This window comes from Actinomadura kijaniata NBRC 14229, from assembly GCF_001552175.1.
Taxonomy (GTDB): Bacteria; Actinomycetota; Actinomycetes; order Streptosporangiales; family Streptosporangiaceae; genus Spirillospora; species Spirillospora kijaniata.
The window spans coordinates 69974-87818 of record NZ_BCQR01000007.1; the positions used below are offsets into that span (position 1 = coordinate 69974).

Annotated in this window: 22 protein-coding genes; 12 read left to right on the forward strand and 10 right to left on the reverse strand. The window is 74.0% G+C overall.

Annotated features, from left to right (window positions below):
- Positions 1–141 precede the first annotated feature (141 nt).
- Entirely contained in the window at positions 142–1662 is a 1521-nt protein-coding gene (locus AKI01S_RS02695) for a serine hydrolase domain-containing protein (RefSeq protein WP_067811908.1), read from the forward strand.
- A 74-nt stretch (positions 1663–1736) separates the two neighbouring features.
- On the opposite strand, the gene AKI01S_RS02700 is transcribed toward AKI01S_RS02695, so the two are convergent.
- Together AKI01S_RS02700 and AKI01S_RS50145 are read right to left on the reverse strand one after the other, a co-directional pair.
- Positions 1737–2279: an SMI1/KNR4 family protein gene (locus tag AKI01S_RS02700; protein WP_245681450.1), complete on the reverse strand. Its 543-nt coding sequence runs from the start codon at positions 2277–2279 to the stop codon at positions 1737–1739.
- 67 nt (positions 2280–2346) lie between these two features.
- Positions 2347–2520, reverse strand: a complete 174-nt coding sequence (locus AKI01S_RS50145) for a hypothetical protein (RefSeq protein WP_157419621.1) — start codon at positions 2518–2520, stop codon at positions 2347–2349.
- Between the two features lie 192 nt (positions 2521–2712).
- Between AKI01S_RS50145 and AKI01S_RS02705 the strand changes: the two genes are divergently transcribed.
- The gene (locus AKI01S_RS02705; RefSeq protein ID WP_245681452.1) at positions 2713–3366 is read left to right on the forward strand and encodes a Type 1 glutamine amidotransferase-like domain-containing protein; all 654 of its coding nucleotides are present in this window, start codon (positions 2713–2715) and stop codon (positions 3364–3366) included.
- Between the two features lie 273 nt (positions 3367–3639).
- Here the strand turns inward: AKI01S_RS02705 and AKI01S_RS02710 are convergent, their stop codons facing one another.
- Complete coding sequence (locus AKI01S_RS02710) at positions 3640–4107, reverse strand: hypothetical protein (RefSeq protein ID WP_067811912.1); 468 nt, start codon at positions 4105–4107, stop codon at positions 3640–3642.
- Between the two features lie 143 nt (positions 4108–4250).
- Here AKI01S_RS02710 and AKI01S_RS02715 point away from each other — a divergent pair, with 143 nt between their 5' ends.
- Positions 4251–4727, forward strand: a complete 477-nt coding sequence (locus tag AKI01S_RS02715; protein ID WP_083998787.1) for a MarR family winged helix-turn-helix transcriptional regulator — start codon at positions 4251–4253, stop codon at positions 4725–4727.
- 201 nt (positions 4728–4928) lie between these two features.
- Here AKI01S_RS02715 and AKI01S_RS02720 read toward each other — a convergent pair whose 3' ends face one another.
- Positions 4929–5534 (reverse strand): DUF4097 family beta strand repeat-containing protein, encoded by a 606-nt coding sequence (locus AKI01S_RS02720; RefSeq protein WP_067811914.1) that lies wholly within the window; start codon positions 5532–5534, stop codon positions 4929–4931.
- Between the two features lie 146 nt (positions 5535–5680).
- A complete protein-coding gene (locus tag AKI01S_RS54565) occupies positions 5681–5851 on the reverse strand; it encodes a DUF397 domain-containing protein (RefSeq protein WP_369688697.1) in 171 nt (56 codons plus the stop codon).
- Between the two features lie 6 nt (positions 5852–5857).
- Between AKI01S_RS54565 and AKI01S_RS51550 the strand changes: the two genes are divergently transcribed.
- The 4 genes from AKI01S_RS51550 (at position 5858) to AKI01S_RS02740 (ending at position 7721) form a co-directional block, all read left to right on the forward strand.
- On the forward strand, positions 5858–6091 hold the full coding sequence (locus tag AKI01S_RS51550) for a hypothetical protein (RefSeq protein ID WP_067811916.1): 234 nt from the start codon (positions 5858–5860) through the stop codon (positions 6089–6091).
- Positions 6088–6288 carry a hypothetical protein gene (locus AKI01S_RS02730; RefSeq protein ID WP_067811918.1) on the forward strand — a complete coding sequence of 67 codons (201 nt, stop codon included), beginning with the start codon at positions 6088–6090 and terminating at the stop codon, positions 6286–6288. Before AKI01S_RS51550 ends, AKI01S_RS02730 begins: the two co-directional genes overlap by 4 nt.
- 165 nt (positions 6289–6453) lie before the next feature.
- Positions 6454–7167 (forward strand): alanyl-tRNA editing protein, encoded by a 714-nt coding sequence (locus tag AKI01S_RS02735; protein WP_067811919.1) that lies wholly within the window; start codon positions 6454–6456, stop codon positions 7165–7167.
- The gene (locus AKI01S_RS02740) at positions 7164–7721 is read left to right on the forward strand and encodes a helix-turn-helix domain-containing protein (RefSeq protein ID WP_067811920.1); all 558 of its coding nucleotides are present in this window, start codon (positions 7164–7166) and stop codon (positions 7719–7721) included. Before AKI01S_RS02735 ends, AKI01S_RS02740 begins: the two co-directional genes overlap by 4 nt.
- Positions 7722–7738: 17 nt before the next feature.
- On the opposite strand, the gene AKI01S_RS02745 is transcribed toward AKI01S_RS02740, so the two are convergent.
- A complete protein-coding gene (locus AKI01S_RS02745; protein ID WP_067811921.1) occupies positions 7739–8119 on the reverse strand; it encodes a tautomerase family protein in 381 nt (126 codons plus the stop codon).
- A gap of 63 nt (positions 8120–8182) precedes the next feature.
- Between AKI01S_RS02745 and AKI01S_RS02750 the strand changes: the two genes are divergently transcribed.
- The 4 genes from AKI01S_RS02750 (at position 8183) to AKI01S_RS02765 (ending at position 11144) form a co-directional block, all read left to right on the forward strand.
- The gene (locus AKI01S_RS02750; protein ID WP_067811922.1) at positions 8183–8689 is read left to right on the forward strand and encodes a MarR family winged helix-turn-helix transcriptional regulator; all 507 of its coding nucleotides are present in this window, start codon (positions 8183–8185) and stop codon (positions 8687–8689) included.
- A 406-nt stretch (positions 8690–9095) separates the two neighbouring features.
- On the forward strand, positions 9096–9794 hold the full coding sequence (locus tag AKI01S_RS02755) for a hypothetical protein (protein WP_067811923.1): 699 nt from the start codon (positions 9096–9098) through the stop codon (positions 9792–9794).
- The gene (locus tag AKI01S_RS02760; protein ID WP_067811925.1) at positions 9791–10681 is read left to right on the forward strand and encodes an NPCBM/NEW2 domain-containing protein; all 891 of its coding nucleotides are present in this window, start codon (positions 9791–9793) and stop codon (positions 10679–10681) included. Before AKI01S_RS02755 ends, AKI01S_RS02760 begins: the two co-directional genes overlap by 4 nt.
- A 19-nt stretch (positions 10682–10700) precedes the next feature.
- Positions 10701–11144, forward strand: coding sequence for a hypothetical protein (locus AKI01S_RS02765; protein ID WP_067811927.1), 444 nt, complete (start codon positions 10701–10703; stop codon positions 11142–11144).
- Between the two features lie 43 nt (positions 11145–11187).
- Here the strand turns inward: AKI01S_RS02765 and AKI01S_RS02770 are convergent, their stop codons facing one another.
- The 3 genes from AKI01S_RS02770 to AKI01S_RS02780 all read right to left on the reverse strand — a co-directional run bounded on the left by AKI01S_RS02770 (position 11188) and on the right by AKI01S_RS02780 (position 13368).
- Positions 11188–11550 carry a hypothetical protein gene (locus AKI01S_RS02770; protein WP_157419624.1) on the reverse strand — a complete coding sequence of 121 codons (363 nt, stop codon included), beginning with the start codon at positions 11548–11550 and terminating at the stop codon, positions 11188–11190.
- Between the two features lie 38 nt (positions 11551–11588).
- Complete coding sequence (locus AKI01S_RS02775) at positions 11589–12263, reverse strand: hypothetical protein (RefSeq protein ID WP_067811931.1); 675 nt, start codon at positions 12261–12263, stop codon at positions 11589–11591.
- Between the two features lie 376 nt (positions 12264–12639).
- Positions 12640–13368 carry a Crp/Fnr family transcriptional regulator gene (locus tag AKI01S_RS02780; protein ID WP_157419625.1) on the reverse strand — a complete coding sequence of 243 codons (729 nt, stop codon included), beginning with the start codon at positions 13366–13368 and terminating at the stop codon, positions 12640–12642.
- 89 nt (positions 13369–13457) lie between these two features.
- On the opposite strand from AKI01S_RS02780, the gene AKI01S_RS02785 reads away from it, so the two are divergent.
- On the forward strand, positions 13458–14864 hold the full coding sequence (locus tag AKI01S_RS02785; protein WP_157419626.1) for a glycosyltransferase family 4 protein: 1407 nt from the start codon (positions 13458–13460) through the stop codon (positions 14862–14864).
- Between the two features lie 276 nt (positions 14865–15140).
- Here AKI01S_RS02785 and AKI01S_RS02790 read toward each other — a convergent pair whose 3' ends face one another.
- The gene (locus AKI01S_RS02790; protein WP_218009534.1) at positions 15141–17540 is read right to left on the reverse strand and encodes an ATP-binding protein; all 2400 of its coding nucleotides are present in this window, start codon (positions 17538–17540) and stop codon (positions 15141–15143) included.
- Positions 17541–17845: the final 305 nt, after the last annotated feature.

Consider the following 17845-nt stretch of genomic DNA (forward strand, 5'->3'; position numbering starts at 1 on the left):
CATGGATGACCGGGACGCCGACGCCCCGGACCCCTCATGGAGACCTCTGACGAAAGTCGGGGTCGGTGGGGGACGATCGTCCGATGCCCTGAGGCGACCCCGGTTCCTAGATTCTCTTCCGACCCGCGCGAAGGAGACGGAATGAGAACCAGGCTCTCGGCGGCGATCATCGCGATCGGGCTCGCCGTGGCGATGACCCCGGCGCCCCCGGCCCACGCCGTGACCGGGCCCCCGGCGGAGAGCCGGGTCGGGCCGGAGATGATCGACGCGTACGCCCACCGGGCGATGAAGACGTCCGGCATGCCGGGAATGTCGCTGGTGGTGACCCACGGCCGCCGCGTCGTCCACGCCGCGGGATACGGCCGCGACTCCACCGGACGCCCGGTCACCGCCCGCACACCGATGCGGGTGGCCTCGCTCAGCAAGTCGTTCACCGCCGCCGCGGTGATGACCCTCGTCGACGAGGGGCGGATCGCGTTGGACCGGCCGGTCGCCGCGCAGATGCCGGAGTTCCGGACCGCCGACCCGCGCGCCGCGCGCATCACCGTACGGCAGTTGCTCAACCAGACCTCCGGCCTGTCCGACCGCACCGTCGACATCGGCGCGACGCAGGACGCCGGGTCGCTGCGCGAGTACGTGGCGCGGCTGCGCACCGCGCGGTTGACCACCGACCCGGGCACCCGCTGGGCGTACTGCAACGTCAACTACAACCTGGCCGCCCGGCTCGTCGAGGTCGCCAGTGGCCAGCCGTTCGGTGAGTACCTGCGGCGCCGCGTGTTCGCCCCGCTCGGCATGGACGGCAGCGCCGTCAGCGACCGGGACGTGCGCCCGGCCGACGGCCACCACTCCCTGTTCGGCCTGTGGATCGCGCGCCCGGAAGCGCCCGGTTTCCTCGACGGCAGCGGCTCGGGCGGCGTGATCACCAACGCCCACGACATGGGACGATGGCTGATCGCCCAGTCCGGGCAGGCGCCGCGCGCGCTGGACCGCGCCGCGCTGCGCACCATGCACACGCCCGGCCCGGCCACCGGCGACCGCCGGTACGGCATGGGCTGGGCCGGGGAAGAAGGCGGCACCGGCCCGGCGCGGCTGGTGCACTCGGGGAACCTCTTCACCTACAACGCCGCCCAGGCGATCGTGCCGTCCACCGGGTACGGCGTCGCCGTCATGGTCAACGGCGCCGGGCTGACCGACGTGAGCTGGTCGACGCTGGAGGGCCTGCTGACGCTGACCGACGGGCGTACCCCGCCCGCGCCCGGGCGCGGCGGGCACCTGGCGGAGCTGGCTCTCGGCCTGATCGTGCTCGTGTCCGTCGGGCTGGGGGCGCTGGCCGGGTTCCGCGCCCGCCGGTGGGCCCGGCGACGCGCGGCGGCGCCCCGGTGGCGGACCGTGCCGCGGCTGGTCCCGGCGCTGCTGCCGGTCGCGGTGTTCGCCGCCTACCCGCCGCTGGTGTCGCTGATCATCGGAGGCCGTGCGGTCACCTGGGCGCAGCTCACCTACTTCGCGGCACCGTTGACGGTCGCCCTGGCCGCCGCGGCGCTCGCCGGGCTGGTCACGGTGGCGCTCCGGCTGTGGGCCCTGGTCCGGTTCTTCGGGCGAACGGGTGGCGGGCGCGCCGGAGACGGGCCCCTCCAGGTCCAGGTGGCTTCACCACAGCGCTGACCGGCTGGATCACGCCCCACCGGTTCAAGGCCCGCAGGCCGGCCGGTTCGGGCCGGCGGGCGACCCCGGCGAGGTCAGCGGATGAGGGCGGCGATGTGGTCCTGGAAGTGGGGGAACTCGGCCTGCGCCGCGGCGACGATCTGCTCGGGTGGACGTTGGCGGCCGGGCGCGTGGCGTTCGGCGATGGCGCGGAAGGCGGGGTCGGGCTCGGCGTTGGGCCTGGGTTCGGTGGAGGCCTCGGCCGGTCCGAGGCCCGCGGCGAACAGCCAGAGCAGGTCACCGAGGTCGCCCGCCAGCACCTCGTGTTCCCCTTCGGAGCCGAGGTGGACGATGGGCTGGTCGGTGAGCCGGGCCGTGGGGCGGGCGAGCCAGAAGCCGGTGTAGTCACCGGAGCCGGTCGTGCCGAAGAAACGGAACTGGCTGCCGTCGACATCGGGATTGCCGGTCCACAGCCGGAACCACCACGCGGTCCGGGCGGGGTCCTCAAGGTGGTCGTAGAGCTCGAAGTCGCAGCCGCGGGCTTCGTCGGTCTCGTCGTCCCATTCCCAGGTGAAGCCGATCGCGGCGACTTCGGCGAGCGCGGTGGGGAGCGCGAGGTTCTCCGGGGCGTCCGTCACCCGCCAAGGCTAAAGGATCTTCTGCCGCCGTGTTCCGGGGCCACGCGATCGCGTGGCCCCGCCGCCGTCAGCGTGCCGGCGGTCCCGCCTGCCGACCCGGCGCGGGCGGAGGCGTCCACCCGACCAGCTCCTTGAGGAAGGCGTCGTTGACGAGCAGCCTGGCCGGTGTGAGCCGCAGGAGGGTGTCGCGTACGGGGCGCCGCCAGCCGTCTCCCAGATGGACGCCGAAGCGCCCGATCATTCCCGCCTGACGGGCGATCCTCCGGCACCGGGGGCGGCGGGCCCGGTCGTAGGCGGCCAGCGCGGAGGCCAGGGCCGCACCCCGGGCGACCGGCAGGCCGATCAGCCGTCTAGGTCCCGCCTTCGGTGATCCCCGCAGAGCCTGGCGGGGATCTGTCGCCGGTCGGCGGTGTCCTAGGGTTCTCGGGTGCGCATGTATCTGTCCTCCTGGCGGATCGGAGACCATCCCGAACGGCTGTTGAGCCTGCTGGAGAATCCCGCCGGGACTCGCACCGCTGTGATCGCCAACGCTGTCGACGCCCTGCCCGACGCCGAGCGCCGGGCCGCGGTCGAGCGCGAGATCCACGCGCTCGCCGCCCTCGGCCTGCGGCCGGTCGAAGTCGACCTGCGCGCGTTCTTCGACCAGGAGCCGGGCCGGGTCGCGGCCGCGCTCCGCGAATTCCCGCTGCTCTGGGTCAGGGGAGGCAACGTGTTCGTCCTACGGCACGCCCTGGCCAGGAGCGGAGCCGACCGCGCCATCACCGAGCTGCTGCGGCAGGACGCCGTCGTCTATGCCGGTTACAGTGCCGGCGTCTGTGTCCTGGCCCCTGACCTGGACGGGCTGGAGCGGTGCGACGATCCCCGTGCGGTGCGCACCGCCTACGGCGCTCCGGCCCGCTTCGACGGCCTCGGCGTCCTCGACTTCGTCGTGGTGCCGCACATCGACTCCCCTGGTCATCCCGAGACCGGGATCCTCGGCGCCGTCGCCGACCACTACCGCTCGCGGGGCACCGCCCACCGAACGCTGCGCGACGGCCAGGCCATCGTGATCAACGGCCCGGCCCCCAGCGTCCACAACGGCACCTGAGGCGTGCTTGGCCATCATGGATGGGGCAGTCGATCGCGGCGTTGACGTGACGGCGAGCCAGGACGGGTGTCGCAGGAGACCTCGACCGGCCGGTGGCGAAAGGGGCGCCGCGACGTCAACGACCGCACCTGGAACGCGGACGTCCCCGCCGGATCGGTCTCCGGCGGGGACGCTGGTGTCGCGGCTGTTCTCGGCGCTGCTCGTGCCCGCCGGGAACGCGGCCGTCCGCGGGATGTCGGCCGAGCGGCCCTCAACAGCCCGCGGGGACGGTCGCTAGCGCGTCCAGACGGTCTTGACGGGGCTGCACACCTCGCTGGTCCAGGTGTTGTCCACGCACTCCTGGACGGTGATCTTGCTGTAGCCCGGGCCGCCCATGTTGTCCCAGGTGCGCTCGCGGCCGTCCGACGGCACATCGATCTTGACCTTGTTGTGGCCGGGGGTGGTGAAGTACCGGATGACCCAGACGTAGGCGCCCTTCTGGTCGGCGGCGGTGTCGCGGGCGGTGACGTGCACCTCGGCCCTGCCGTTGTTGGTGCGGCTCTTGCCGTGGGTGGCCACGCCGGCCGCGCCCGGCTGCAGGGTCCAGGTCTTCCACGGCGTGGCGGCGCGCGCGGAGACGTCGGTGGCGCCCGAGGTGGTCGCGGTGGCCTGGGCCGGTCCGGCCAGGCCGACGGCGGCGACCGCCGCCGCACCGGCGGCCAGGGCGGTGAACGTCGCGCGGGCCGACTTGGGTGAACGCATAGGAAGCCTTTCGTTGCTTCGGGAGGTATTGGTCCTTCCGACGCGCCGCATGGGAGAGGGGCCGGTCGAACCAAGATCATTGATATCACGAGATCCGTAATATACGGAAGTCGTGATATTCGAAGTCGGTAGGATTCGCTCCCATGACGTCTGGCGACTTCCAAGAGCGGCCCGACAGGGACGAGGTGCTCGCCCAGCTGGCGGTGCAGGGCCGGTTGCTGCACCTGGCGATGATGGGGCTGTCGACCGCCGCGGCCTCCCGGTTCGGGCTGCAGGTGATCGACCAGCAGTGCGCCGGGCTGCTGAACCAGACCGGCCCGATGAGCGTGGGCCGCCTGGCGGAGATGGCCGGTCTGACCCCCAGCTCGGTCACCGGTGTGGTCGACCGGTTGGAACGCGGCGGCCTCCTGCGCCGCGAGCCCGACCCGCGCGACCGCCGCAAGGTCATCCTCGTCCCGCTGCGGTCGGCCGAGATCGAGGAGGCCTTCCGGCCGCTCGCCCAGCAGTTCCAGGCCATGTACGCCCGCTACGACGACCGGGAACTGGCGCTGCTGAACGACTGCCTGCGGCAGATGACCGACCACCTCCGAGCGCACATCACCACCTTGCGCACCCAGTAGCCACCTCGTCCGGCTGGACGGTCCTCTGAACGGTCCGGCCGGACGCGTCACTCAGAACGAGCCGCACCCCTGTTCGCCGTGGTGCTGAACCAGCCGGGCGCCGCATCCGGGGCTCGGGCGGACCCGGACGCGCCGCGATCATGTGGTGGACGGCCACCGGTCTTCGGCACCGAGGTCTGCCAGCACCGCGACGTGGATGACTCAGGCGGGGGAGACGGTGATGTCGCCGTTGCCGGTGGTGAGGTCGATCCGGCGGCCCGCGCCGGGCGTGTGCGGGACCCGGAGGTTCCGGTCGCCGTTCTTGCTCTGGGCCCGCACCTGGTAGGAGCCGCGCGGAACCGTCAACGCGATCTCGCCGTTGGAGGTCTTGACCCGGACGTTCTGCGGGACGGCGGTCGTGACGGTGACGTCGCCGCTGCCGGTGGCGACGTCCACCGCTCCCACGGCGGTCAGGGCGATCTCGCCGTTGGAGGTCGAGCCGCTGACGGGTGTGCCCTTCGGAAGGACGACGGTGTAGTCCACCTCGCAGTTGACGCCGCAGTCGCCGAGGACCAGCACGCCGTTCTCCACCCGATGCGTCGGACCCTCCGGAGGCGAGGTCGTGTACGCGACCCTGCGGTGCAACGAGACCGTGCCGTCGTCGGCGCCGCGCACCGTGACATCACCGGAACGGTTCTCCAGCCGGACCGAGGTGATCCGCCCGGTCAGCGCGGGGTCGTCCTCGAACGACCGGTCGGGGACCAGCCCGCACGCGCCGAGCGCACTCGCACCGAGCGCGAACAACACGACGACTCCGAACCGACGCATGGGATCTCCCGGGGAACGTAAGGCCACCACCCCGTCTCAACGGGTCTTTGAACGTTACGAACCCCGGTGTACGACGGTCGCCCTCCTGCGGTACGACTTTCGAGATCCCTCGAAGGATGTAGACGCACTCCGCCGAACGGCGACGGTTACCGGCGTTCCTTCAACCGCCCGACCAGATCGGCGAACGCACCACGGGCGACCCGAAGCTGCGGCCCCTCGGGATCCTTGGAATCACGCAACCCGACCTCTGCGAGGAGCGCGAGAAAGCCCGCATCACCAGGAGGAACAAACTTCTGGCCCTGGCGGCCCTCGACGATCTGGGGTTGCGCGCCCGCATCGTCGAGTACACCCTCCGCCCGACCGTCCTCCGCTGCTGGAACCCCGCCGAGATGGGCCGGACGATCTCGGTGACGTGTGAGCGGTCGACCGGCGCGGACCCGCGCTGGCAGTTCCGCCGCGAACCCGGGGAACGGCTCATCGCCGACGCGGAGGACGTCACCGGCCCCGACGACGCGCTGGAGGCGGCCCGCGCGGTCGCGTCCGCGTCGGCGCGGTGAGAACGCTCCCCGCCTCCCCGGTCCTCGACGCCTGGCGGGCCCGCCGCCGCCTCGACCGGCTGGCCCGCGCGCTCCGGGCTCGGGGCTGGGTGGCCGAGCCCCGTTACGCCGACCTCCCGCCCCTGCTGCGGGTGTACGCGCGGGAGGCCCCCACCATCGGGGACAGCGTCCTGGCCGTGCGGCACCTGGACGGCTGATGGTTCCGCTCGGGGACCGGCGTGCTGGTCGGGCCCTGCGCGCACGCCGAGTTCGCGGCCGAACGCGTCAGCCTGCTGCTGACCCCCTGGGGCGTCGCCGCCCTCACCGGGCGCGAAGGGAAGGAACCCGGCGAACGGTGACCAATCGTTTGGTAAATTGAACGTGTGGTTCACCAAACTGAACAAACCCCCTCCTATCTCGATGACACCCACCTCACCGAGATCGTCACCCGCGTGGTCGCGGCGGGCCGTCAGGACGACGGGGCCGCGTGGGTGGCGGTCCGGGACAACCTGTTCCACCCGCAGGGCGGCGGGCAGCCCGCCGACCGTGGCTGGCTGGACGGGCGCGAGGTCGTCCCGGTCCGGGACGCCGCCACCGGGCTGGTGGTGCTGCGCGCCGCGGACACCGACGTCCGGGACCTCGACGGCCTGGCCGTGGGCGACGAGGTGAAGGCCCGCGTCGACGCCGACCTGCGCCTGCTGCACGCCGCCCTGCACACCGCCGGGCACCTCGTCGAGGCCGCTGGGCGCGACCAGGACTGGACCTACACCGGCAGCAATCACTTCCCGGGCCAGGCCCGCATCGAGTTCACCCCCGACGACCCCGGCCCGCTGTCGGACGCGGGGCGGCGCGAGGAGGCCGCCGAACGGCTGCGCGCGTTCGTGGCCGCCGCCGTCGCGGACGGCCTGCCCGTCACCGCCGCCCCCGGCCCCGACGGGCTGCGCCTGGTCAGCATCGGCGACCTGCACACCGCGCCGTGCGGCGGCACCCACGTGCGCGGTCTCGCCGACCTCGCCGACGTCGCGATCACCGCGGTGAAGCTGAAGAAGGGCCGCCTGCGCGCCTCCTACTCCGCCTCCCACCGGACGGCCGGGTGAACGCCCGCCCCAGCAGCGCCGCGGCGGCGGCCGGAGCCCAGATCCGGCGCCGCCGCCGGCAGCGCGGCATGACCCAGGCGGAGCTGGCCCGCCGCACCGGCCTGAGCAAGGCGACGCTGTCCCAGCTCGAGGCGGGGAACGGCAACCCCACCATCGACACCCTGGACGCCATCGCCGTCGCGCTCAGTATCCCGCTCACCGACCTGCTCACCCGCGCGGCCGGCCCCGGCACCGTGCACGTCACGGCGACCGAGGCCCTCGCCGACGGCCCGACCCGCGAGCTGCTGCGCCGGGTCAGCGGCGGCCACGGCCTGGAGCTGTGGCGGCTGCGGATGCCGCCGCGCACCGCGTTCGACGGCGTCCCGCACGCCCCCGGAACGATCGAACACCTCCTGGTCGCGGCCGGGACCCTCACCGCGGGCCCCGTCGACGACCCCCGCCTGCTGCGCCCCGGCGACCTGCTGGCCTTCGCCGGGGACGCCCCCCACGCCTACCGCACCGGCGACGACGCGGCGGACGTCACCGTGGTCATCGCCTCGCCCATCACCTCATGACCGGCGGATCGGCCCCGTCACACCGCGAGGGCGCCGCCGACGAACGTCCGCTCCTGCGGGGACGCCACGAGCTCGACCGTGGTCCCGGCGCGGAGCTCCTCGCCGAGGACCAGGGTGATCGCGTCGGTGAGGGCGGTGCCGAGGCGTTCGGTGATCTGGGCGGCGTCGGGGCGGTCGAAGACCCCGGCGCGGATGCCCAGGGCCACCGAGGCGATGGTGTCCACGGCCTCGCCGCCCTGCGCGAAGCGGCCCGCGGGCACCCCGGCCAGCCGGATGTTCACGAGGTCGCGGGCCCATTCGCCGTAGACGCCGACGATCGCCTCGGTCAGGGCGGCGACGAGCTCGGGTTCCCGGCCCGCCAGCCTGTTCTCTGGAAGGTGGACGGTCAGATGCGGCACAGTGGGCCTCGTTTCCTTTGTCTCTAAAGGCTTTGTATTCAAAGATAAATGGGGAGGTCGCCGATGTCCACCGCATCGGACGGTCCGGCCGTCGACGAGGCCGTCCGCACCCTGCTGCTGCTCATGCCGCGCCTGGTCGGCCGCGCCAAGCGCCTGCCCATCCCCCCGGCCCTCAGGGGCCTGGACCTGGCGCCGCGCCATCTGGCGCTGCTGGCCCACCTGGAGTACGACGGCCCCGCCAGCGTCAACGAGCTCGCCGCCCGGCTGGAGGTCGCCCCGACGACCGTCAGCCTCATGGTGAGCGAGCTGGCGCGGCCGGGCGTCCTGGAGCGCACCGCCGATCCCGCCGACCGCCGCCGCCGCATCATCGCGATCGCCCCCGCCTACACCGCGCCGATCAGCGAGTGGCTGTCGGGCAGCGCCTCCGCCTGGGAACGCGTCATGCGCGGCCTCGACCCCGCCGGACGCGCGACGGTGATCAACGCCCTGCGCGCCTACGAGGCCGCCCTCGAACAGGGCGCCGACCGGCACCGGGACGCGGGCGGCCCGCCCCGCCCCGGCGACGTTTGAAGACGGCGCGCGGAGGCGGGCGATCACGTGCGGCGCGCTCTGCGCGCACGCCGGGGTCGCGGCCGAGCGCGCCGGCCTGCTCCCGAACCTCTGCGGCACCGCTCGTGATTTGGCGCAATTGCGCCTTCTCGGAGAAGAAATCCGATGCCCGGCGCGGTGGGGAGGTTTGCCGTACCGCGCCCATCATGATTTCCGATCATGAATTGACCAGTGCCTTCTCGGGGCGTGCCGGAAATTGTCGATCTTCGTCCGGTTCCGGACATCACCGTTCGCCGCCGTCGCCGCGACCGAACCGGGCGGAACTGAGCAAGATGGGGCTGGTAGGACGCGCCGGGAACGCGGCGGGACAAGCCCCGCGTCCACGCGGACAAGCTCTGCTCAGGAAAAGGACACAGGTGCCCCGGGAATGACCGATTACCCACAGACCGCGGTCATCGCGGTCGTCGACATGGAAGACAGCTCCTCGCGCACCGACATGGGCAAGCGCGAGGCGCGCAGGGAGATGTACGACTGGCTGGAGCGGACGCTGGGACCGGTCTGGTCGGCCTGCGACCATGAAGACCGCGGCGACGGGGTGCTCATGCTGTGGCCCCAGTCGATGGACGGCCCGGTGCCCCCGAAGGTCGTCACGGCCGCGTTGCTCGGGCTGCCCGCCACGGCGTCGGGAACCCCGGAGCGGCCGAGGCTGCGCGTCGCGCTGCACATCGGTCCGGTGTTCCGGGACGAGCGCGGATTCGTCGGGCGCAGCCTCGACCGGACCTTCCGGCTCAACGAGGCCGACGTCCTGAGGACGGCGCTGGCCCGGGCCCGGGGCCCGGTCGCCTACCTGCTGTCCGACGTCCTCCACGAGGCCGTGATCGAGTACGGCTACCAGGAGTTCGACCGGTCGGCGTTCCATCCCGTCACCGTGGTGACGAGGGAGTCGACGTCATCCGCGTGGCTGCACGTGCCGGGCGAGGACGGGGTCGCGGCGCGGCTCACGGCCAGGACGCCGCCCGGGGCGGAGCGGCCGGCCGCCGAGCCGCCGTCGACCAGCAGCGCCTACGTGAGGGTCGACGGGGACTCCAACGAGATCAACACCGCGGGAGGGGACATGTACCGGTGACGATCAGGGCCCGCGCAAGCGACGGCGCCGCCGGGTCGGCGGCCGAGGCGTCGGTGACCCCGCCGCGCCGCCGGGTGCGCCGCGTGCTGCTGCGGACGGTGCCGGTGGCGCTGGTCGTCGCGGCGACCGGCACGGCGGGATGGCTGCTCGGCGGCGACCCGGTCTGGGCGGCCTTCGCCGCCGGTCTGACGCTGGCGGCCGTGCTCGTCCTGCAGAGCATGTGGCGTCCCACCGTCCAGACGGCCGGAAGGGACCTCAACATCGTCCGCAGCTTCACGCTGAAGGGCGGCGGGTTCAGCGCGCTGGCGGCCACGGCGCTCATCCTGGTGGTCAACGGGCTGATGGTCAGGCACGTCTCCACCGAGGTGCCCGGCGGCCGGTTCTACCATCCGTCCGGCCGGTCGGCCGCCCTCGCCACCGGTGTCACGCCGACGTTCCTGCGCGACCTTCCCCACACGGAGCTGAGGGCCGAGAGCGGCAGCGTGCCCAAGAGCGGCGCCCGCATCAAGGGCAGGCAGTGCTCCCGCAGCGTCCACCTGTCGGTGTCCTCGATCGGCAGGGGCCGCCTGGTCACCATCACCCCCGGCCGGAGGTTCGAGCGCTTCAGGGCGCTGGCCGGGCTGCCCGACGACACGGACCAGGGCGTGAGCGTCGAGTTCGCCCTGCTCGGTGACAAGCAGCAGGGGATCCAGAGCGGCAGGGCGACACCCGGCGCACCGGTCGAGTTCGACCGGGACGTGTCGGCCTACACGACCCTCTACCTGAGAACCACCCTGATCACCTCCGAGAACGGTCCCGTGTACGCCGGCGACTACCGGGCGGTCTGGGGGGACGCGCAGTTCCTGCCGGTGAACGGGCAGGTCGGCGGCTGCGCGGCTCCCGGCTAGAACCAGAGGAAGGTCCATCATGCGATCGGAGAGACTCGCCTCCGAGGCCGTCGCGGTGCTCGCCACGGCCGTCACGGACCCGGTGGCCGACGAGCGCGCCGCCGGACTCCACGACCTGGTCCGGCACTGGTTCCTGGCGAACGGACGGTTCCCGGTGTACGAGCTGTTCACCGAGAACCCGGCGGACGACTCGCTGGTGCGCGCCCTGCTCCGGCAGGCCGTCGAACGGGACGAGACGTTCGCCCGGTCCCTGGCCGCCGCGGTCCACGAGGCGCGCACCGCACCGCAGGCCGCGAGCAGCAGCGCGCACGTCAACGTCAGCGGGGCGACCGGCGGGCGGTACCAGACGGCAGGGCGCGACATGCGCCGGAACGTCGACATCGACCTGGGCGGGCTCGTCCCGGCCGTCGCGGCGATCCTGATCCTGATCCTGGTCGTGGTCCTGGTGCTCGCGCTGCGCTAGGGGCGGTGGCCGGGCCCTCCGGAGGGCCCGGCCACCGCCCTGCTCAGCCGGTACGGCACTCGGCCCGTACGGGACGGAGGCGCATCTGCGCTTCCGCGGGCCGGTAGGAGTCCGACTCGCCCATCTTCCGCAACGCGGGCCCCGCCGCGCGGACCGAGTCGTCACCCTCGTAGCGCTCGGCGGCCTCACCGAGCTCCCGCAGCGAGTCGAAGACCTTCTCGTTGGACAGGATGTGAGGCCGCGAGACCTGCTTCTGGTACTCCCGGTAGGCGTCGCAGAGCTCCTCCCGGGACGTCGGCCCGCCGCCGCATCCGGCGACGGCTCCCAGGGCGACGACGGCGGCCGACAGGAGGGCCGCGGGCGTCCGGGCGGTGCGCGCCGTGGCGGCTCTCCGCGTGTTCCTCATGGTGGGCATCCCTTCCTCCGGGTCTCGGCCCGGTGGTGTCAGAACTGGCCGCGGAAGTCGGCGATGACCTCCCCGAGCTTGGCCTTGGGGCGGCTGCTACAGCTGTAGCTGACCGCCGGACGCGCCAGCGGGCTGCCGGAGCCGCCGACGCCCCTCTCCTGGGCGATCCGGACGATCGCCCGCTGCTGTTCGGCGGGGTCGGCCTGGAGGAACTCCGCGCAGGTCGTGTCCCCGGTGAGCCGGGTCGCCGCGCCGGTGAGCCGGGGCAGCACGACGAAGACCAGGACCAGTGCCGCGATCCCGAGGGCCGCCAGCAGCACGAGCCCGCCGGTGTTGATCCGCATGTGCCGCTGGTTGTACTGGTCGCGGCCCACGGCGGTGGCCCGTTTCCCCGACGCGTGCGCGGAGCTGTACGTCGCGTGGGGGCGGGCGGAGCCGGCCTTCGCGACCGCGTCCGCCAGCGCCTCGGCGAAGGCCCGGTCGCGGACGACCGCCTGGCGCAGTAGCGCGCGCACCGCCGAGTCGTCGTCGGGCCGCCGCGCGAAGGACTCGAAGGCCCCGAGTCCGCCGCAGGCCACCAGCTGTCCCCTGACCAGCTCGTACACGCGGACGCGGTCGGCGTCCATGCGGGCCCGGAGACCGGCGTCGGCGATGGCGGGCAGGCTCCGGGAGAGCACCTTCACCGCGCCGTCCACCGTGTCATCGCCCCGCATGCGTTCCGACCTCCCTGAGCGCTCCGTGCGCAAGGCCCGGCCCGTCCGAACGGAGGTCGTGTTCGCTGCGACGGGTCGTCGCGGACGCGGGCGCGGGCGCGGGCACCGAATTACCGATCATGAAATCCGCACTTCTCCCTTCTGTGTCGAAGTGGTCTCACCCTGGTGGGCGGGAATGGTGTGGTCAACGCGTTCGGTGAGCCGACAGATCATCGGTTTGTGGGAGAAATTCCTTCGCGGGCGGAACCGATCTTCTCTTCCGCTGGTCAAGGAGGTGGAATGGAAACACGGCGGGACTTCATGAAGGCGGTGGAACCGCTTCCATCCGATATGGGTGCGGAACCGGAAATGGCGCGCGTGCGCCATTCACGAAAGATCATTTTTCGTCCTCCGTCGCCGTACCTCGGTCGTGGTCGGCCAGCAGCGCGCCGAGCCGGTCGCGGTCGACGACCTCGATGACGCCGTGCCCGGTGGTCAGCAGGCCCTGCCGCCGCAGCTCCGTCAGCGCCCTGACCACCGAGCTGCGGGACACTCCCAGCAGTTCGGCGATCTGGTGCTGGAAGCGGACCGGCGGGCCGTCCGCCCCCGCGCCGTCCACTCCCGCGCCGTCCACGCCGTGCCCGGCGTGGTGCAGCAGCCGGGCCACCGCCACCCGCACCGGTTCCCGGCCGAGGTCTCTGAGCCGTTCGGCGCCGCGCAGCCGCTGCACCACCACGCGCAGCAGGGCGGTGCGGATGCCGTCGTGCCGTCGCATCACCCGGTCGAACGCCTCGTGGGTGAGCACGGCGACGCGGCCCGACCGCGTGACGCGCACGGTCGCCGCGTGCGGCAGGCCGTCGACCAGGGACAGCTCGCCGAGGATGTCGCCGGGCCCGCGGTAGGCGACGCACCGTTCCCGGCCGCCCAGCCGCCGCAGGACCCGCGCGTGCGCGGTCAGCAGAAGCACGATCTTCGCGGAGCGGCGGCCCTCGGTGTACAGGACGGTTCCGGTGGGCACCGTGCGAACGGTCCCGGCTTCGAGCAGCGCGTACCGCTCGGGATTCTGCAGGAGGGAGAGGAACGGAGGCGTTCCCGGACGCCCGGACTCCGGACGGGAGGTCGTCATCGGCCGCACCGTCCCCCTCCACCGGGACGGGCGCTGCCCGGAACCGGTGCACCGCCGCCGGGAGCGCGGCTACGATCCGGGCCACCGCGGTGCGCGACTCTCCCGCACCGCCCGAGGGCACGGCCGACGTCGGCCGGGAAGCGAGCCGCGACATGAACGGCGACACGGCGGGGCGGCCGGGACCGGCCGCCGGAACCGCGTCCGGCGACCGGTCCTGGAACGTGCGGTACGACACCGGCGGAGGGGACGGCCCGTCCCCCGACGTCCCACGGGCCGTCCCCTCCGGCACGGGTGCCTCCCGGCGCCGCGGCGGCCCCCGTGTGCTCACGGTCGCCGACGAGTGGTTCCCCGCGCGCGGGGGGCTGAGCTCGCTGAACCGCTACCTGTGCTTCGCCCTGGCCTCCGCCGGGGCGACGGTGGACTGCCTGGTGCCCGGCTACTCGCCCGACGAGCAGGCCGACGCGGCGCGCGGCGGCGTTCATCTGGTCGCCGCGCGCGGGGTGCGCGGCATGACCGAACGTGAGGCGCTGATGCGCCGCCCGCCCCTGCCCGGCGGGGCCGAACCGGACCTGGTCATCGGGCACGGCCGCGTGACCGGCCCGGCCGCCCGGGCCCTGGTCGAGGACCACTTCCCGCGCGCGGCGCGCGTGCACCTGGTGCACATGGCCCCCGACGACATCGAGTGGGACAAGCTCGACCATCAGGACGACGCGGGCCTGCGCGCCGAGGAACGCAGCCGCGTCGAACTCGAACTGGCGCGGGACGCGACGGCCGTCGCGCCCGTCGGCCCGAGGCTGCGCGAGTGGCTGCGGCGCGACCTTCCGCCCGGCGCGGACGGCGGGCGGGCCAGGCTGATCCGGCTCGACCCGGGCTTCGACCCCGTCGACCCGGCCCCGCGCCCCGTCCCGGAGGGCCGCCCGCTGGTCATGGTCATGGGCCGGATGGAGGACGCGGTGCTCAAGGGCGTCGACCTGGCGGCCAGGGCGTTCGGCCACGCCCGCGCCCTGCATCCGGGCGTCGAGTGGGAGCTGTTGGTGCGCGGCGCGCCCGCCGGGCAGGAACACGCGATGCGCGGCCGGGTGCTGGAGTGGATCGGGGACCGGACGGCGAACGTGACGGTGCGCCGGTACTCGTCCGACACCGCGGCGATCCAGGAGGACCTGCGCCGGGCCAGCCTGATGCTGATGCCGTCCCGGGTGGAGGGCTACGGGCTGGTCGGGCACGAGGCCCTCGTCGCCGGGACACCCGCCCTGATCAGCGAGCGCAGCGGGCTGGGCATGCTCGTCGAAGACCTGCTCCGCGCCGGGGACGCGCGGGGGATCGTCGTGCCGGCCCAGCGCGCCGAGGAGCTCGACGTGTCGATGTGGGGCCACCGGATAGCGGCCGTCATGGCCGACCGCGCCGCCGCCTTCTCCCGGGCGGCGGACGCGCGGCGGACACTGGCCGCCCGTCACCCCTGGGCGGTCGCGGTCCGCGAGCTGCTGGACCTGCTGTGAGGCCGTGGTGTCTCCTCGGACGGAGCTCCCGGGGGCCGCGTTCCGGCGCCGCCGCGCCTTGTTCGTCCCGACCTCTGTTCGTCCGGATTCCGGCACGGCTCACCTCGTCGGTCGTCGGATCGCGGACCCGGTGGCGGCGGCCGGTGGCGCGCCCCCGTGGCGCATCCGCTCCGCCGTTTCCACATGGGAGCACGACGGCCGCCGGTACTGCGGCCCGCCCGGAAAACGCTGGACGGCTCTGGACGGCGGAACCGCTCCGGCTGCCCGACCCGTGGCTCAGCGGCTCCCGCCGAGCTTCCCCCTGACCGTCTCGGCGGCGGGGTGGCGCATCGCCTCGAACAGCGCCAGCGCCTCCTCGCGCCGCGTGCGCGCCCGCGCGGCGTCGCCCGCCTCCTGGTGGGCGTCGGCCAGATGGTCGAGCACGTGCGCCGCCCAGAACCGGTCGCCCAGCCGCAGGTCGAGCTCCAACGACCGCTCGTAGCTGCTGATCGCCTGGCGGGGCCGCCGCAGCCGCTGCTCGATGCGCCCGATCGTGCGCAGCGCGTTCGCCTCGCCCTCGGCGTAACCGAGCCGCCGGTACAGGGCGAGCGCGCGCCGGGCCGGCGGCAGCGCCTCGGCGTGGCGGCCGAGGTGGATCTTCTGCTCGATGACGGCGGCCAGCGCGTCGGCGTGCGCCAGCGGGTCGCCGGCGTCGGCCGACGTCCGCAACGCCTCCTCCGCGTGCGCGAGGGCCCGCTCGTGCTCGCCGGTCGAGTCGTGCAGACGGCTGAGGGACAGACGCGCCTGGAACGCTCCGTGCGCGTCGCCGAGGTCCCGGCACTCCGCCAGTGACGCGCGCAGCAGACGCAGCGCCTCGGCGTGCTCGCCCAGCCGGGTCAGGCCGTCGGCGAGCAGGCGCATGGAGACCGCCCGTGCCCCGCGGTCCCCGGCGCGGGTCGCGGCGGCGAGCGCGGCGCGGTGGAACGCGACGCGCTCGTTGCGCCGTCCCGAACGGCGCAGGAAGACGTTCGCGGCCCGGGCGAGCCGCCACACGTGCTCGTCGAGGTTCCGCGCGCCGACCTCCTCCATCGCGGCCCGCAGGTTCGGCAGCTCGGCCGTGAACCAGGCCATCGCCTCGGTGTAGCCGTCGAGCGGAGGCCCGGGCCACGTCCTGTCGCACGGGGGCAGTTCGGCGGCGCGGCAGGGCTCGATCTGCCGGGCGGCCCTGATCGCCGTGCACAGGTAGTAGTCCAGCACCCGCCCGATCGCCGCGTCGCGCTCGCGCGCGTCCTGCCGGGCGGTCAGCCGCCGGGCGAAGGCGCGCAGCAGGTCGTGCGCGGCGAACCGGCCGTCGGTGTGCTCGGTCAGCATGTGGGCCCCGGTCAACGCGTCCAGCGCGGCGCGCGGAGGCGCCGGGACGTCCAGCAGCGCCGCGCAGGCGTGGGCGTCGATGTCGGGACCGGCATGCGCGCCCAGCATCCGGAACAGCCGGGCGGCCGGGGCGGGCAGCAGCGCGTGGGACCCCTGGAACACCTTGGTCAGGTCCAGGTCGGCGTCGCTTCCCCCGCCGAGGGCCTCCAGCCGGTCGGGCACCTCGCGCAGCCTGGCCGCCAGCGCCGCCAGCGAGCCGCCGGGAGGACCGTTGGCGGCGCGGGCCGCCACGACGCTCAGGGCCAGCGGCAGGCGGGCGCACAGCCGTACCAGGTCGTCGGCCGCGGCCGTGTGCCCGGCCAGCCGGTGCGGCCCGAGCCACCGTTCCAGCAGGGCGTGTGCGTCGTGCCACGGCAGCACCTCCAGGGTCACCCGGTGGGCGCCCTCGTGAACCGCCAGGCCGTTCAACCGGTTCCGGCTGGTCACGATGGTCGAGCAGGCCGGCGAGCCGGGCAGCAGGGGGCGGACCTGCTCGGCGGACCGGGCGTTGTCCAGCACGACCAGCACGCGCCGGCCGTCCAGGAGGCTGCGGTAGAGCGCGGTCTTGACCGCCAGGCCGGACGGGATGAGCTCGGGCGCGACGCCCAGCGCCTGGAGGAACCGGTGCAGGGCCTCCCCGGGGTCCATCGGGCCCTCCGGGTCGAACCCGCGCAGGTCCACGTGGAGCTGCCCGTCCGGGTGGCGGTCCTTCACCCGGTGCGCCCACCGCAGCGCCAGCGCCGTCTTGCCGACGCCCGCGGTGCCGTCGACGGTGACGATGAACGTCGCCGACCCGTCGACCTCGGCCCGGAGCCGGTCGAGTTCGGCCAGCTCGGCGACCCGTCCGGTGAAACGCGCGGTGACCGGGGGCAGTTGCCGGGGCGGGGGCGTCGTGGCCGGCGCGACCCGCGGGTCGGAACCGGGCCGCTCGCGCGCCCCCGCCCCGGCGGTGCTCCGGAACGCCGCGTACACGCCGCGACCGTCCACCCGCTGCCTCGCCGTCTCGACCGCGTCGCGCAGCGCGCTGAGGCCGCGTCTCTCGGCGGCGTCGACCTCCAGCGCCGTGAGCAGCCGGTCGAACACCTGGGCGCGGGGCAGCGTCGTGCCGTTGAGGTAGGCGTACAGGCTGCTCCTGGAGACGTTGATCCGCCTGGCCAGCTCGCCCCGGCTCAGGTCGCGCCCCAGCCTGCGCTCCCGCTCGGCGATCAGGTGGGACAGCCGTTCGGTCAGCCGGACCGCCAGGGACTCGGGCCCGTCACCGGGCCGGTGGGGCGACTCCTCGGACACCGTTCCCTCCGCGCGCTGCTGATCCCACGGTGCGGTGGCGCATGTCGTCGACCATGTGCGGGGGCGCGTCCAGGATATTCCAGAGGGGTCCGGCCGCACCGCCGATCGCCGGATGCCACGGTCGGCGATCGGCGGTGCGCCGCCCGGCGTTGCCCCGCGACGTTTGAAGGACGCGCGCGGAGGGAGGTGACCACGTGCAGAGTGTTCCGCACGGGAGGCCACCGTGGCATCCGACGACCGCATCGCCGGGGCTTGGGGCGACCGCGTTCCCCGCGGCCCCGGTGCGCCCCGGCTCCCGCGCGCCG